General features: G+C 66.2%; 11 protein-coding genes. 6 read left to right on the top strand and 5 right to left on the bottom strand.

Annotated features, from left to right (window positions below):
• Nucleotides 1-172 precede the first annotated feature (172 nt).
• On the bottom strand, nt 173-1,498 hold the full coding sequence (gene fliI / locus AC07WJ_RS10320) for a flagellar protein export ATPase FliI (RefSeq protein ID WP_494934473.1): 1,326 nt from the start codon (nt 1,496-1,498) through the stop codon (nt 173-175).
• A gap of 779 nt (nt 1,499-2,277) precedes the next feature.
• Between fliI and ctrA the strand changes: the two genes are divergently transcribed.
• From ctrA to cysK, 3 genes are all read left to right on the top strand, one after another.
• Entirely contained in the window at nt 2,278-2,979 is a 702-nt protein-coding gene (gene ctrA, locus AC07WJ_RS10315; RefSeq protein ID WP_136958952.1) for a response regulator transcription factor CtrA, read from the top strand.
• Nucleotides 2,980-3,240: 261 nt separating this feature from the next.
• Entirely contained in the window at nt 3,241-3,639 is a 399-nt protein-coding gene (locus AC07WJ_RS10310; protein ID WP_494934472.1) for a PaaI family thioesterase, read from the top strand.
• Nucleotides 3,640-3,889: 250 nt separating this feature from the next.
• Nucleotides 3,890-4,867: a cysteine synthase A gene (cysK, locus tag AC07WJ_RS10305; RefSeq protein WP_494934471.1), complete on the top strand. Its 978-nt coding sequence runs from the start codon at nt 3,890-3,892 to the stop codon at nt 4,865-4,867.
• Between the two features lie 148 nt (nt 4,868-5,015).
• Here the strand turns inward: cysK and AC07WJ_RS10300 are convergent, their stop codons facing one another.
• Together AC07WJ_RS10300 and AC07WJ_RS10295 are read right to left on the bottom strand one after the other, a co-directional pair.
• Nucleotides 5,016-6,671: an FAD-binding dehydrogenase gene (locus tag AC07WJ_RS10300; RefSeq protein ID WP_494934470.1), complete on the bottom strand. Its 1,656-nt coding sequence runs from the start codon at nt 6,669-6,671 to the stop codon at nt 5,016-5,018.
• A 146-nt stretch (nt 6,672-6,817) separates the two neighbouring features.
• Nucleotides 6,818-8,440, bottom strand: coding sequence for an acyl-CoA synthetase (locus AC07WJ_RS10295; protein WP_494934469.1), 1,623 nt, complete (start codon nt 8,438-8,440; stop codon nt 6,818-6,820).
• 436 nt (nt 8,441-8,876) lie between these two features.
• Here AC07WJ_RS10295 and AC07WJ_RS10290 point away from each other — a divergent pair, with 436 nt between their 5' ends.
• Nucleotides 8,877-9,614 carry an outer membrane protein gene (locus AC07WJ_RS10290; protein ID WP_494934468.1) on the top strand — a complete coding sequence of 246 codons (738 nt, stop codon included), beginning with the start codon at nt 8,877-8,879 and terminating at the stop codon, nt 9,612-9,614.
• Nucleotides 9,615-9,713: 99 nt separating this feature from the next.
• On the opposite strand, the gene AC07WJ_RS10285 is transcribed toward AC07WJ_RS10290, so the two are convergent.
• A complete protein-coding gene (locus AC07WJ_RS10285) occupies nt 9,714-10,631 on the bottom strand; it encodes a LysR family transcriptional regulator (protein WP_494934467.1) in 918 nt (305 codons plus the stop codon).
• 114 nt (nt 10,632-10,745) lie between these two features.
• Between AC07WJ_RS10285 and AC07WJ_RS10280 the strand changes: the two genes are divergently transcribed.
• Nucleotides 10,746-11,957: a cytochrome P450 gene (locus tag AC07WJ_RS10280; protein ID WP_494934466.1), complete on the top strand. Its 1,212-nt coding sequence runs from the start codon at nt 10,746-10,748 to the stop codon at nt 11,955-11,957.
• A gap of 12 nt (nt 11,958-11,969) precedes the next feature.
• Nucleotides 11,970-12,827 (top strand): isocitrate lyase/PEP mutase family protein, encoded by an 858-nt coding sequence (locus AC07WJ_RS10275; RefSeq protein ID WP_494934465.1) that lies wholly within the window; start codon nt 11,970-11,972, stop codon nt 12,825-12,827.
• A 9-nt stretch (nt 12,828-12,836) separates the two neighbouring features.
• Here the strand turns inward: AC07WJ_RS10275 and AC07WJ_RS10270 are convergent, their stop codons facing one another.
• Entirely contained in the window at nt 12,837-13,592 is a 756-nt protein-coding gene (locus AC07WJ_RS10270; RefSeq protein WP_494934464.1) for a sulfite exporter TauE/SafE family protein, read from the bottom strand.
• Nucleotides 13,593-13,804 lie beyond the last annotated feature (212 nt).

Below are 13,804 nucleotides of genomic sequence, written 5' to 3'. Positions count from 1 at the left end.
ACTTACCCGCATTCCAACCATACGGAATGCGAGGGAAATCGGCATTATTAACGTGAATGCCAGCTTCCTCATGAGCCGAGATGTAACATCGTTGAGGTTGAGATTCCGTTTCCAGAAAGCTTGAAAATGTCTGAATCGGCAGGCGCATAAGGACGAAGCCTCATGCGCGCCCTTAGCCGGCATCGGTGGAACTCTCGGCGAGAATGGCCGCCAGCTTGGCGTAACCCTCGGCCAATCCGCTGACCTCGTCCTTGCCCTGGCTGAGAAAGGCCTCGAGCGCCGGCTGCAGCCGGATCGCCTCGTCCACTTCGGCGGACGACCCCTGCCGATAAGCGCCGAGCCGGATCAGTTCCTCCATGTCGCTATAGGTCGACAGCACCCGCTTGGCCCGCTGGATCACCGGCCAATAGACCGGGTCCGCCGAGCGCGGCATGGTGCGCGAGACGCTCTTCAGCACATTGATCGCGGGATAGCGGCCGCGCTCGGCGATGGCGCGCTCCATGACGATATGGCCGTCCAGGATGCCGCGCACCGCGTCGGCCACCGGCTCGTTGTGATCGTCGCCGTCGACCAGCACGGTGAAGATGGCGGTGATCGCACCTTCACCCGAACCCGGGCCGGCGCGCTCGAGCAGACGCGGCAATTCCGAGAAGACGGTCGGGGTATAACCTTTTGCCGTCGGCGGCTCGCCGGCCGACAGGCCGATCTCGCGCTGCGCCATGGCGAAACGCGTGACCGAATCCATCATCAGCATGACCTGCTGGTCCTGGTCGCGGAAATATTCTGCGATCGACAGCGACAGATAGGCCGCCTGCTTGCGCATCAGCGCCGGCTCGTCCGAGGTCGCGACCACCACCACCGAACGCGCCAGGCCGTCGTCGCCGAGATCTTCCTGCAGGAATTCCTGCACCTCGCGGCCGCGTTCGCCGATCAGTCCGATCACCGAGACGTCGGCATCGACATTGCGCGCGATCATCGACAGCAGGACCGACTTGCCGACGCCGGAGCCGGCGAAGATGCCCATGCGCTGGCCGCGGCAGCAGGTCAGGAAGGTGTTGAGCGCACGCACGCCCATGTCGAGCGGCTTGCCGACCCGCCGGCGGGTATGGGCGGCCGGCGGCGAGGCGCGAAACGGCATGGGGTCGCCGCCTTGCGGCAGCGGCCCCTTGCCGTCGATCGGCTCGCCCAGCGCATTGACCACCCGGCCAAGCCAGCCGGCGCTCGGCCGGATCGCCGCCGGCGCCAGCGACACCAGCGCCTTGCAGCCGCGCCTGACGCCTTCCAGCCCGGCGAACGGCATCAGCAGGGCCTGGTCGCCGTTGAATCCCACCACCTCGCAGGGGATCGGCCGCAGGCCTGTCTCCACCGTCACCCGCGCGCCCACCGACATGGCGTGAACCGGTCCGGCCGCCTCCACCATCAGTCCGCGCACGCCCGCGACGCGGCCATAGATGGTAACCGCGTCGATATCGGCGATCTGGTCGGCGAGGGCCCGCATAACGGCATGTCCGGCATTCGAGAAAGGGGATCAACGGCGTCCGGGCCGAACCGGCGGCGAACCGGCGACGCGCGTTAAGACCTATCCCGAGCCTTGGATCCATTTGGTCAATGAACGGTTAATTTGAACGGCCGGTTAACGGCTGCCGGCAGATTTTGCCGATCCGGCGTCTTCAGCCGGCTCCGATCGTGCATTTTTCGCCGACAGCGGCTGCGGCGTTTACCAGGCCTTAACCATATGGCCGGTAGAAACTGCCCATCGCGGCACGTCCGGTCCCCTCCCCGGTCAAAGCCGTCAAAGGCCCGCTGCCGCCGCGGCGGGCCTGGATTTTCAGGCCCGCCTTAACGTGGGCGCCTGATCGTATTTCCAAGTAAAGCCAGATGGCGCCCGGATTCCGTCGGTCGCCGTAACCCTTCCTTAACCCGGCCCGTTAATGATGGTTGTCAGCCAATTAAAGGCAGCCGCGGTCGTTAACGGTTCGGGCGGACAGGCCCCGCACGGACCCTGATCGAGGCAAGGCAGTTCCAGGACGCCGGCGACACGACTGAAATGGTCGATTCGGCAGTGGGTTGGAGTGAGTCGCAAAAATCTTTTGCGAAGACTCTTGCCCCGGCGAATCACAGTTTGTTAACCATTAAGACGTAGCGTCGAATCAGTGAACGGGGACGGATCCCACCAACCCTCCGCGCGGCGGTGGAGGATCGGGATCGCTATGCCGAACGGCTGTTTCGTCCAATGTGGCGAAGCTGCCGGTCAGGGGCCAGCGGAAGGGGATGAGCATGCGCGTTCTGTTGATTGAAGATGACAGCGCCACTGCGAAGAGCATCGAGCTGATGCTCAAATCCGAGAGTTTCAACGTTTACACGACGGATCTCGGCGAAGAGGGCATCGACCTCGGAAAACTATACGATTACGACATTATTCTTCTTGATCTCAACTTGCCCGACATGTCCGGCTACGAGGTCCTGAAGTCGCTGCGCGTGGCCAAGGTCAAGACGCCCATCCTGATCCTGTCGGGTCTGGCCGGCATCGAGGACAAGGTGCGCGGCCTCGGTTTCGGCGCCGACGACTACCTGACCAAGCCGTTCCACAAAGACGAGCTGGTTGCCCGCATCCACGCGATTGTGCGCCGCTCCAAGGGCCATGCCCAGTCGGTCATCACGACCGGCGACCTCCTGGTCAATCTCGACCAGAAGACGGTCGAAGTCGGCGGCCAGCGTGTTCATCTGACCGGCAAGGAGTACCAGATGCTGGAACTCCTCTCGCTGCGCAAAGGCACGACGCTGACCAAGGAGATGTTCCTCAACCATCTCTATGGCGGCATGGACGAGCCTGAGCTGAAGATCATCGACGTGTTCATCTGCAAGCTGCGCAAGAAGCTCGCCAACGCGTCGGACGGCAAGAATTATATCGAGACGGTCTGGGGCCGCGGCTACGTGCTGCGCGAGCCGTCGGAAATGGAAGAACGCATTCCCGCGTGAATGCGGCGGGAGGCCACATCAAGGCCTTCCAATCGTCATACCGCCGTCATCCCCCTCTGCGATATCATCACTCAACCACTTGGCGAGCACGGATGAAATGCCGCCAGGTGACGGAGGCCCCGCCGGGAAACCGAGCGGGGCTTTTTGTTGCCCGCATGCCTGCCCATCGCATGGGCTCACAGGTTTCATGACCTTGACCGGCCGGCGGCCGGCGCCTCACTCTCCGGCTCCCCATCGCCGCGCAGCCGCAGGACGCCGCCCATGACCGCGCTCGACAAGATCAGATCCTTCCCGCTGCCCTTCGCCGCTTTGCTCGGCATCGATTATGTCGAGGCCGGCCCGGATCGCATCGTTGCCCGCCTTCTGGTGCGCGACGACCTGTGCACCGTCGGCAGCGCCATCCATGGCGGCGCCGTCATGGCCTTTGCCGACACGCTCGGCGCCGCGGCAACGATCGTCAACCTGCCGGAAGGCGCCAAGGGCACCACCACGCTCGAGAGCAAGACCAATTTCGTCGCGGCGGCCAAGGCGGGCACGACGGTGACCGGTACGACCACGCCGGTGCATCGCGGCAACCGGACCCAGGTCTGGCAGACCCGCATCGAGCGCGAGGACGGCAAGCTGGTCGCGCTGGTGACCCAGACGCAGCTGATCCTTTGACACATGCCACGCGCTCGCGGTCGCCAGATCGCCGGCAGCCTGCCTGACGGCCCGCCCGCGCGGGATAGCGGCGTGGGTCGCGGCAAGCCTGCCGAGCGTTCTCCGTTCTCCACGCCTCCGGGAAAAATATTCCCTCTTCGGTCATTACTGAGAAAGACCTTCTCTTATTTCGCCCAAGCACTCGAATTTCCGTAGAAAATTCCTTTCTCTCTCGTCATCATCCGCCCTCCCTTCCAGTCTGGGTGCCGTCATGACCGCTCACGTTTCCCCCGCCAAGACCCACAAGCCCGGCCGCGGCCGCGTCTACGCTTCGATCACCGACACGATCGGCGACACGCCGCTGGTCCGGCTCGACCGGCTCGGCAAGGTTCATGGCGCCCAGGCGACGATCCTGGCCAAGCTCGAGTTCTTCAACCCGATCGCCAGCGTCAAGGACCGCATCGGGGTCGCCATGCTCGATGCCCTGGCGAGCGCCGGCAAGATCAGCCCGCAGACAGTGCTGATCGAGCCGACCTCCGGCAATACCGGCATCGCGCTCGCCTTCGCGGCGGCGGCCCGCGGCATCAAGCTTGTCCTGGTCATGCCGGAGACCATGTCGATCGAGCGGCGCAAGATGCTGGCGCTGCTCGGCGCCGAACTGGTGCTGACCGAAGGCCCGAAGGGGATGAAGGGCGCTATCGCCAAGGCCGAGGAACTGGCCGCGGAGAACCCGCACGCGATCATCCCGCAGCAGTTCAAGAACCCGGCCAATCCGGAAATTCATCGCCAGACCACCGCTGAGGAGATCTGGAACGACACCGACGGCAATGTCGACATTTTCGTTTCGGGCGTCGGCACCGGCGGCACCATTACCGGCGTCGGCCAGGTGCTGAAGGCCAGGAAACCCGGCGTGCGGATCGTCGCGGTCGAGCCGACCGACTCGCCGGTCCTGTCCGGCGGCAATCCCGGCCCGCACAAGATCCAGGGCATCGGCGCCGGTTTCGTGCCCGACATCCTCGACCGGGCCGTGATCGACGAGGTCGTCACCGTCAGCAACGACCAGGCTTTCGCCGTCGCCCGCGAACTGGCGCGCGTCGAAGGCATTCCCGTCGGCATCTCCTCGGGTGCCGCCGTCCAGGCCGCGCTCGACATCGCCAAGAAGCCGGAAAACGCCGGCAAGACGATCGTCGTGATCATTCCGAGCTTCGCCGAGCGCTATCTGTCGACGGCGCTGTTCGAGGGCCTGTGAAACAGTCTGAGGGCGCCCATCGCGCGTCCTCCCGCCTTCCGGCCACGATCGCGGCGAAGTCGTCGATCGCGGCCGGCATTCTGCCTCGGCCCAGGCCGACGAGCCGGACGCCCGGACGGCCGGGCGCTTCAAAGGCCTCCTGAACGGGTCAGCCGACGGCCTTGGCCGCGGCCCGGCCCGCGGTCCGGCCGGAAAAGATGCAGCCGCCGAGGAATGTGCCCTCGAGCGAGCGATAGCCGTGGACGCCGCCGCCGCCGAAGCCCGCCACCTCGCCCGCCGAATAGACATTGCCGAGCGGCTGGCCGTCGCCGCGCAGCACCCGACCGTCGAGATCGGTCTGCAGGCCGCCCAGCGTCTTGCGCGTCAGGATATTGAGCTTCACGGCGATCAGCGGGCCCTTGGCCGGGTCGAGGATCCGGTGCGGCGGCGCGGTCCGCATCAGCTTGTCGCCGCGATAGTTGCGGGCGCCGCGAATGGCGGTCACCTGGGCATCCTTGGAAAAGGCGTTGTCGATCTCGCGGTCGCGCGCGGCGATCTCCCGCTCGAGCGCCTCGGGGTCGATCAGCGACGTGCCGACCAGTTCGTTCATGCGCCGGCCGAGCGTCCTGATGTCGGTATCGACGATGAAATCGGCGCCCTTGTCCATGAAGGCCTGGACCGGCGGCGGCAGGCCCTTGCCGAGCCGCGACAGGATGCCGGTGATGCTCTTATTGGTCAGGTCCGGGTTCTGCTCGGACCCCGACAGGGCAAACTCCTTCTTGATGATCGCCCGCGACAGCACGAACCAGGTGTAGCCATGGCCCGTCTTCATGATGTGCTCGAGGCTCGCCAGCGTATCGAAACCGGGGAAATTCGGTGCCGGCAGGCGCTTGCCGGTGGCATCCAGCCAGACCGACGATGGCCCCGGCAGAATGCGGATGCCGTGGTTCGGCCAGATCGGGTTCCAGTTCCGGACCCCCTCGACGTAATGCCACATGCGGTCGCGGTTGACGATGCGGCCGCCGGCCGCCTCGGTGATCAGCTGCATGCGCCCGTCGACATGGGCAGGCACGCCGGAGACCAGGAAATCCGGCGGCGTGCCCAGGCGCTCCGGCCAGTTCTTGCGCACCAGGTCGAAATTGCCGCCGATGCCGCCCGAGGTGACCAGGACCGCCTGGGCCTTCAGCGCGAAGGCGCCGGTGGCGACCCGCGAGCTCGATTGACCGCGCGCCACCGTCGTCGGCTCCAGGATCTCGCCCTCGACGCCGTCGATGACCCCGCCCGACGTGGTGAAACCATTGACCCTGTGACGGAACTTCAGCTGCACCAGGCCGCTCGCCGCCGCCGCCCTGACTTTCGCCTCGAACGGCGCGATCACGCCGGGTCCGGTGCCCCAGGTCACATGGAAGCGCGGCACCGAATTGCCATGGCCGGTGGCGAGCCCGCCGCCGCGCTCGGCCCAGCCGACCAGCGGGAACCAGCGCATGCCCTGTTGGTGCAGCCAGGCGCGCTTTTCGCCATGGGCGAAGTGGACATAGGCCTCGGCCCATTGCCGCCCCCAGCCGTCCTCGGCGCGGTCGAAGCCGGCCGAGCCCTGCCAGTCCTGCCAGGCCAGGTCGAATGTGTCCTTGATGCCCATGCGGCGCTGCTCGGGACTGTCGACGAAGAACAATCCCCCAAATGACCAGAACGCCTGGCCGCCGAGATTCTGCTCGCCCTCCTGGTCGAGCAGGATCACCTTGCGGCCGGCGGCAGCCAGTTCGGCGGTCGCGACCAACCCGGCGAGGCCGCCGCCGACGACGATGACATCCGCGTCCATGCGCATTTCTCCCCTGCCCGGCCGGAATGCGCGCGGCGATCAGGCCGCGCGTCCCTGGTCCGCCCTCGCGGTTTCCAGGCATTGTGACCGGGCCCTTCGCGAGCGCAAGCGCAGGTTGCCGGATCGGTACGAACCGTCGCGGGGCTCCCGTGTCAGAGTGCCCTGGCCATCTCGCGCAGCCGGAACTTCTGGACCTTGCCGGTCGAGGTCTTCGGCAATTCGGCGAACACCACGGTGCGCGGGCATTTGAATGCGGCCAGGTGTTGCCGGCACCAGGCGATGATCTCCTCGGCCGTCGCCTGCATTCCCGGCTTCAGCTCGACGAAGGCGCAGGGCGTCTCGCCCCATTTGTCGTCGGGCCTTGCGACCACCGCGGCCGCCTGCACCGCCGGATGCTTGAACAGGGCATCCTCGACCTCGATCGACGAGATGTTCTCGCCGCCCGAAATGATGATGTCCTTGGAGCGGTCCTTCAGCTGGATATAGCCGTCCGGATAGAGCACGCCGAGATCGCCGGAATGGAACCAGCCGCCGGCGAAGGCTTCGTCCGAAGCGGCTTTGTTCTTCAGATAGCCCTTCATCACCACATTGCCGCGGAACATGACCTCGCCCAGCGTCTGGCCGTCGGCCGGCACGCGGGTCATGGTCTCCGGGTCCATCACGGTCATGTCTTCGAGCACGGTATAGGGCACGCCCTGGCGCGCCTTGCGGGCGGCATAGTCGGAACTGCCGAGCGCGTCCCAGTCGCGATGCCAGTCGTTGATGACAGCTGGGCCATAGGTCTCGGTCAGCCCGTAGAGATGGGTCACCTCGAAGCCGGCCGTCTTCATCTCGGCCAGCACCGCCTCGGGCGGCGGCGCCGCGGCGGTGAAGAACGACACCTGGTGCCCGATCGACCGTTTCTCGCCGGCCGGGGCGTTGAGCAGCAGGCTCATGACGATCGGCGCGCCGCACAGATGGGTCACGCCGTGATCGGCGATGGCGTCATACATCGCCTTGGCCCGCACCCAGCGCAGGCAGACATGGGTGCCGGCGACCGCCGAGATCGACCACGGGAAGCACCAGCCGTTGCAGTGGAACATCGGCAGGGTCCACAGATAGACCGGATGCTTGGCCATGCCGCAGGTGACGATATTGCCGAGCCCGAGCAGGTAGGCGCCGCGGTGGTGATAGACCACGCCCTTCGGATTGCCTGTCGTCCCGGACGTATAGTTCAGCGCGATCGCATCCCATTCGTCATCCGGCCGCCGCCAGGGGAAATCCGGATCGCCGTCGGCGATGAAGTCTTCATATTCGATCGCACCGATGCGCTCGCCCGGACCGTCATATTCGGGGTCGTCATAGGTGACGACGATCGGCTTCACTTTGGCCTGCGCCAGCGCGTCGCGCGCCAGGCTCGCGAACTCCCGGTCGACGATGAACACCTTGGCCTCGCCGTGATCGAGCGAGAAGGCGATGATCGGTGCATCCAGCCGGGTGTTGAGCGTGTTCAGCACGCCGCCGCTCATCGGCACGCCGTAGTGGCACTCGAGCATGGCCGGGGTGTTCGCGATCAGCGCCGCCACCGTGTCGCCCTTGCCGACGCCGGCCCGGGTGAGCGCGGAGGCCAGTTTCCGCGAGCGGGCATAGAATTCGGCATAGCTCCGCCGGATCCGGCCGTGAATCACGGCGTCATGATCCGGAAACACCCGTGCCGAACGCTCGAGGAACGAGAGCGGCGTCAGCGGCTGATGATTCGCCTCGCGCTTCGGGAGGTCGCTGTCATAGACACTCATGGCCGTTCCCCCGTTTTCACGCTTCGCCCCCGAAGCCTAGAAGCCTGGATCCGCCGGTTCAACCACAGCACGCGCGAGGCGGCGCCTGGGCCCGCATGCGATTCCCGCCCGGACAATCCACAGGCCGCCCGCGCGGATGTCGGCGCCAAGAGATCGAGGGCAACAAGATTTCAATCTCCATGTGATCAGCGTTAGCAATGTTCTAATGCCGTTAGGTCACCTGTGATGCATGGGACACAGCACCATGCAAACAATCCCGCGAAGGCGACGGGAGGGCTACGACGACGCTCTTGTTAGTTGATTTCTCATCATCGTCGGGTAGAGGTCAGACGTGATGGATGGACATGTGTCGGCCCCCCGCTGGCCTTGCCTCGAAAATCGATAAGCATGACGGCCCGTGCAAACGGTCCGCCGACGTTAAAAAGGAAATGACCTCATGAAGAAGTTTCTCCTCGCGGGCGCTGCTCTCGCCGCTCTCGCTTCCGGCGCTCAGGCCGCCGACCTCGGCGTTCAGCGCGTTGCCGTTCCCGCCGCGATCCTCGCTCCGTCGTTCTCGTGGACCGGCTTCTACGTCGGCGCCCACGTGGGCTGGGGTTCGGCTCGTTCCAGCTACCGTGACAACACCGGCACGTTCTTCAACAGCAGCTTGACCTCGAACGGCGTCTTCGGCGGCGCTCAGGTCGGCTACAACTGGCAGATCAACCAGTTCGTCCTCGGCGTCGAGGGCGACGTTTCGGCCGGCGGCCTGAACAAGCGCACCACTGATACCCTCGTCGGCAGCCCGACGTTCGGCGACAGCTACCGCACCTCGGTGCCGTTCCTGGGCTCGCTGCGCGTTCGCGCCGGCGTCGCCTTCGACCGCGCCTTGATCTACGCCACCGGTGGTCTCGGTGTCGCGACCTTCTCCGACAAGTATTTCGATGCGTCGGTTGCTCCGGCTGGCGCGACGTTCTCGTCGTCGTCGACCCGCGTCGGCTACACGGTTGGTGGCGGTCTCGAGTACGCCTTCACCCCGAACTGGACCGCCAAGATCGAGTATCTCTACTACGGCTTCGGCGACCGTTCGAACATCTTCACGGCGAACGACCGCTTCTCGCAGAACATCCACACCGTCAAGCTGGGCGTGAACTACCTGTTCTCGACCGGCCCGGGCGCCGTGGTTGCTCGCTACTGAGCTGATTACGATCCTCGGATCGTGACGAACGGGCCGCCTTCGGGCGGCCCGTTTTCGTTTGGGCGGGAGCGGTACCTCAGCCTCTCGCCCGGCTGACCGCTACGGGACCGGCTTCCCGGCAAGCCGCGGTGCGCTGCGCAACAGCGCAAGCAGATTGCGCGTCGCGGGGCTGAGATAGCCACCGCGCCGCACCACGGCGTAGACGGGATTGGCGACATCGAGATCGGCCAGCCGAATGGTCGCCAGGGAACCCGCCCGCAACTCCTCGTCGACAGCGCTTTCCGGCAGCAGCGCGATGCCGAGGCCAGCCTCGATCAGGCGCTTTTTCGCATTGAGGCTGTCGACCGGCGTCCAACGGATCGTCGCGATGCCGCGCGCCTGAAACTGCGCGAAGATATTGTCCGCGAATGTCTCGCGCTGATCATAGGCGATCCGGAACGCGAACCAGGGTTCGCCGCTCAACAGGGCCAGCGTTTCGAGCGTCCTGCCCGCGAACGGATGCTCGGCCGCGCAGACGACGACCAAGGTCTCGGACGCGATATGGTCGCAGACCAGGTCGGGATCGGTGTCGAGCAGATAGCGCAGCCCGATCATCGCCTCGCCGCGCCGCACCAGTTCGCTCACCTCGGCGCTGGTGGCCGTGCTGATCGACAGGTCGATCTTGGGATGGTCGGCGACGAAGCGCTTGAGCACCCCGGTCAGGTTCGTGCCGGCGAGCGTTCCGACCGCCACGATCGAGACGCGTCCGGCCATTTCGATGCGCAGGGATTCGATCGCATTGGTCGCGTCGCGCAACGCCGCCAGCACCCGTTCGGCATGGGGTAATAAGGCGCGCCCCGCCTGGCTGAGCACCACGCCACCGGCTGCCCGTTCGAATACCGGCACGCCGAGCTCCTCCTCGAGCAGCGCGATGCGCCGGCTGATCGCAGGCTGCGAACGGCCAAGCAGATCCGCGGCGCGGGAAAACCCACCGGCCTGATGGATGGTGACAAAAGTCAGGAGCGCTTCGCTATCCATCGGTATGCAAAAAACTGATCGAGGGAAGAAAAATTATGACTTCGACAAATGGAAACGCAAGCGACATCGATAGGGCCAGAGCGCCAGGCCGGCGCGCCAAATGGAGCTCCCGACATGAAGACCACGGTATTGGCGGCGGCCGAACCTGAGCATGTTCGCCTTGCCCCCTCCCATCCCGATCCCTACCCCTATTACGGCCGTCTCGCCCAAGAGCAAAAATTCTTCCGCGACGATGCCAATGGCTGGTGGGTCGCGGCGAGCGCCGCCGCGGTCACCGAAGTGCTGACCAGCGACATCTGTCTCACCCGCCCTGCCGACCAGCCGATCCCCGCGGCGCTGCGCGACGGCGCGGCCGCGGACATCTTCGGCCGGCTGGTGCGCCTGCGCGACGACGAGGCGCGCGGCAAGCTGAAGGAGGCGGTGGCCGGTGCATTGCGCGGCATCGACCCTGGACTGGTCACGGAGCTGACGCGCAAGCGCGCGGCCGAACTGGACGGCGAGCCAGGCCCGGTCCGCGATATGGCCGGCATCACCCGGTTCATATTCGCGCTGCCGGTCCAGGTCGTCGCCTGCCTGCTCGGCATTCCACGCGAGCGCTTCGACGACGTGACGGCATGGCTTGGCGACTACGCCGCCGCCGCGGCGGCTGCCGGGACCGGCATCCCCGTCCCCACCTCCGAATTGCTCACGCGCGGCCATCGCGGCGCGCGGGCGCTGCTCGATCTCGTCCGCACGATCAGGGCCGACGATCGGCAGCGCGGCCCGCTGCTGGAGGCGCTGCTGCGCGAAGCCCAACGCGCCGGATGCGCCGACGAAAACGACATCGTCGCCAACGCCATCGGCTACATGATCCAGGGTCATGCCTCGACGGCCTCGTTGATCGGGTCGACGCTTCTGGCGCTGGCGCGACGACCGGCGCTGTGCGCCGAGGTCGAAACCAACCGGACATTGCTGCGTCCGCTCATTCGGGAGGTCGTGCGGTTCGATCCGGTCACCAGCAGCACGTTCCGTTTCATGGCACGCGATGGCGAAATCGCCGGACAAAAGCTGCGTCGGGGCGAAATGATCATCGTGCTGATCGCGGCGGCGAATCGCGATCCGGCGCTCAACCCTGCCCCTGATCGCTTCGATATCGCCCGGGCCGATCGAAAATATCTCGAATTCGGCGCCGGCGCGCATGTCTGTCCGGCCGACAAGGTGGTCCTGCTGATCGCCGAGATTGCCGTCGATCATCTGTTGACCCGCGGCATGCCCCTGGAGCGCCTGGAATCGTCACTGTCCTATGCCGCGTCGGGCCATGTCCGCACGCCCTTGTTCAAAGACTGAGAGGAGGCCGATATGCCGAGCGACCGCAACGATGCCACGCGCCTGTTCAAGGCGCTGCATGCCACGACAGGCGGCTTCATCATGCCGAACGCCTGGGACGCCGGCAGCGCCGCCGTGCTGGCGGCGGCAGGCTTCCCGGCCATCGCCACGACCAGTGCCGGCATCGCATTCGCGCTCGCCAAGCAGGATTACGGCGTGACCTCGGCAGCGCTTGCGGTGCCACGCGAAGAGATGTTCGAGCACATGCGGCGGATCGTCCAGGCGGTGGATGTTCCGGTCAATGCGGATCTCGAAGCCGGTTATGGCGACAGCCCGGAAGCCGTGGCCGAGACCATCACCATGGCGATCGAGGCCGGTCTCGCCGGTGGCAATATCGAGGACAAGGTGCCGGGCCGCCCACACCTCTATGACGAGGCGCTCGCGGTCGAGCGCATTGCCGCGGCGCGCGCGGCGATCGACGCGCGCGGCAGCGCCTTCGTGCTGACAGCGCGGAGCGATGCCATCCTCCTGGTCGGCAAGGCGGGAGCGACCGACGGCATCCGCCGGTCGAATCGCTACCGCGAAGCCGGCGCCGATTGCCTCTACGTGCCGGGCGCCTCCGATCTCGAGACGGTGACGGAGCTGGTGCGCGCGATATCCGGACCGATCAATGTCGTCATGGGGCTCGGCACGACCAAGGGCAACGCCCATGGCCTGCTCGCCGCTGGCGTGCAGCGCATCAGCCTCGGCGGCAGCATCGCCCGCTCGGCCCTCGGATTCGTCCGGAACTGTGCGGAGGAACTACGCGACCACGGAACCATCGGATTCACCACGCAGCAGATCTCCGGATCCGATCTCAACGCCCTGTTCGCCCGGGCGCGGGCCGTCTAGCCCCGCGATCTACAGCAGCGCCCTGATGCCGCCGATCAGCAGCACGGCGCCGACGACGAAGGTCAGGGCGTAGATGATCGAATAGAAGGCTGCGGCCGGCACCCGCCGGACCAGCCAGATGCCGGCCATGTTGGAGAGGATGGCGACCGGGAACAGCGCCGCGGCGGTGCCGAGATTCTCGAGCGTCATCTGGCCGAGCGCGATGAAGGGCGCGACCTTGACCAGGTTGATCGCCGCGAAGAACATCGCGGCGGTGCCGACGAAGACGTCGCGGTTGAGCCCGCGCGGCATGGCATACATGTTGAAGGGCGGTCCGCCGACATGGATGACGAAGCTGGTATAGCCGGAGATCCAGCCGAGCAGCGTCGCGGAGAAACCGTTATGGGGTTTCGGCGCGGCGGTCGCCGCTCCCGGCCGCAGCCAGCGATCCAGGCAGAAGATCACCGCGATCAGGCCGACAATGACCCGCACCGCCGGCTCCGCCACCACCGAGGCGAAGGCATAGCCCGTGGCGATGCCGGCGAGCGCTCCCGGGGCCAGATAGGCCAGCGTCCGGCCGTCCCAGGTCTTGCGATAGCTCCAGACCGTCACGACGTCCTGGACCATCAGTACCGGCAGGATGATCGCCGCGGCCGCGACCGGCGAGATGACCAGCGACAGCAAGGGCATGGACAGGATGGCCACGCCGGAAAAACCACCCTTCGACAAGCCGTAGAGGGTCACCGCGGGAATGGCCGCGGCATAAAAGGTCGGGTCGGTGATCATTGCATTGCCGGCACGGACTGGTTCCCGGGTCCCGTCTTGAATTCAGGCCCCGCCCTGCCTCCGGGTCCGCCCGGAGGCCCGGCTCAGTCCGCACGGCCTGGGCCAGGACCCGGCGGCTGCGCGCCGCACCATGACAGGGATCACGCGCGGCCGCGCGGCCATCAGCGCATGGTGGCGCCGGCGATCGCGCATTGCTGCGCTGCCGTCACGCA

The organism is Phreatobacter sp. GW821-FHT04C01 (genome assembly GCF_059420385.1).
This window is presented reverse-complemented; position numbering and strand designations above follow the sequence as displayed.

What these genes read in the sequence shown, in the direction of transcription:
- fliI (WP_494934473.1), bottom strand. Translation starts at nt 1,498, where the DNA reads ATGCGGGCCCTCGCCGACCAGATCGCCGATATCGACGCGGTTACCATC.
- ctrA (WP_136958952.1), top strand. Translation starts at nt 2,278, where the DNA reads ATGCGCGTTCTGTTGATTGAAGATGACAGCGCCACTGCGAAGAGCATC.
- AC07WJ_RS10310 (WP_494934472.1), top strand. Translation starts at nt 3,241, where the DNA reads ATGACCGCGCTCGACAAGATCAGATCCTTCCCGCTGCCCTTCGCCGCT.
- cysK (WP_494934471.1), top strand. Translation starts at nt 3,890, where the DNA reads ATGACCGCTCACGTTTCCCCCGCCAAGACCCACAAGCCCGGCCGCGGC.
- AC07WJ_RS10300 (WP_494934470.1), bottom strand. Translation starts at nt 6,671, where the DNA reads ATGCGCATGGACGCGGATGTCATCGTCGTCGGCGGCGGCCTCGCCGGG.
- AC07WJ_RS10295 (WP_494934469.1), bottom strand. Translation starts at nt 8,440, where the DNA reads ATGAGTGTCTATGACAGCGACCTCCCGAAGCGCGAGGCGAATCATCAG.
- AC07WJ_RS10290 (WP_494934468.1), top strand. Translation starts at nt 8,877, where the DNA reads ATGAAGAAGTTTCTCCTCGCGGGCGCTGCTCTCGCCGCTCTCGCTTCC.
- AC07WJ_RS10285 (WP_494934467.1), bottom strand. Translation starts at nt 10,631, where the DNA reads ATGGATAGCGAAGCGCTCCTGACTTTTGTCACCATCCATCAGGCCGGT.
- AC07WJ_RS10280 (WP_494934466.1), top strand. Translation starts at nt 10,746, where the DNA reads ATGAAGACCACGGTATTGGCGGCGGCCGAACCTGAGCATGTTCGCCTT.
- AC07WJ_RS10275 (WP_494934465.1), top strand. Translation starts at nt 11,970, where the DNA reads ATGCCGAGCGACCGCAACGATGCCACGCGCCTGTTCAAGGCGCTGCAT.
- AC07WJ_RS10270 (WP_494934464.1), bottom strand. Translation starts at nt 13,592, where the DNA reads ATGATCACCGACCCGACCTTTTATGCCGCGGCCATTCCCGCGGTGACC.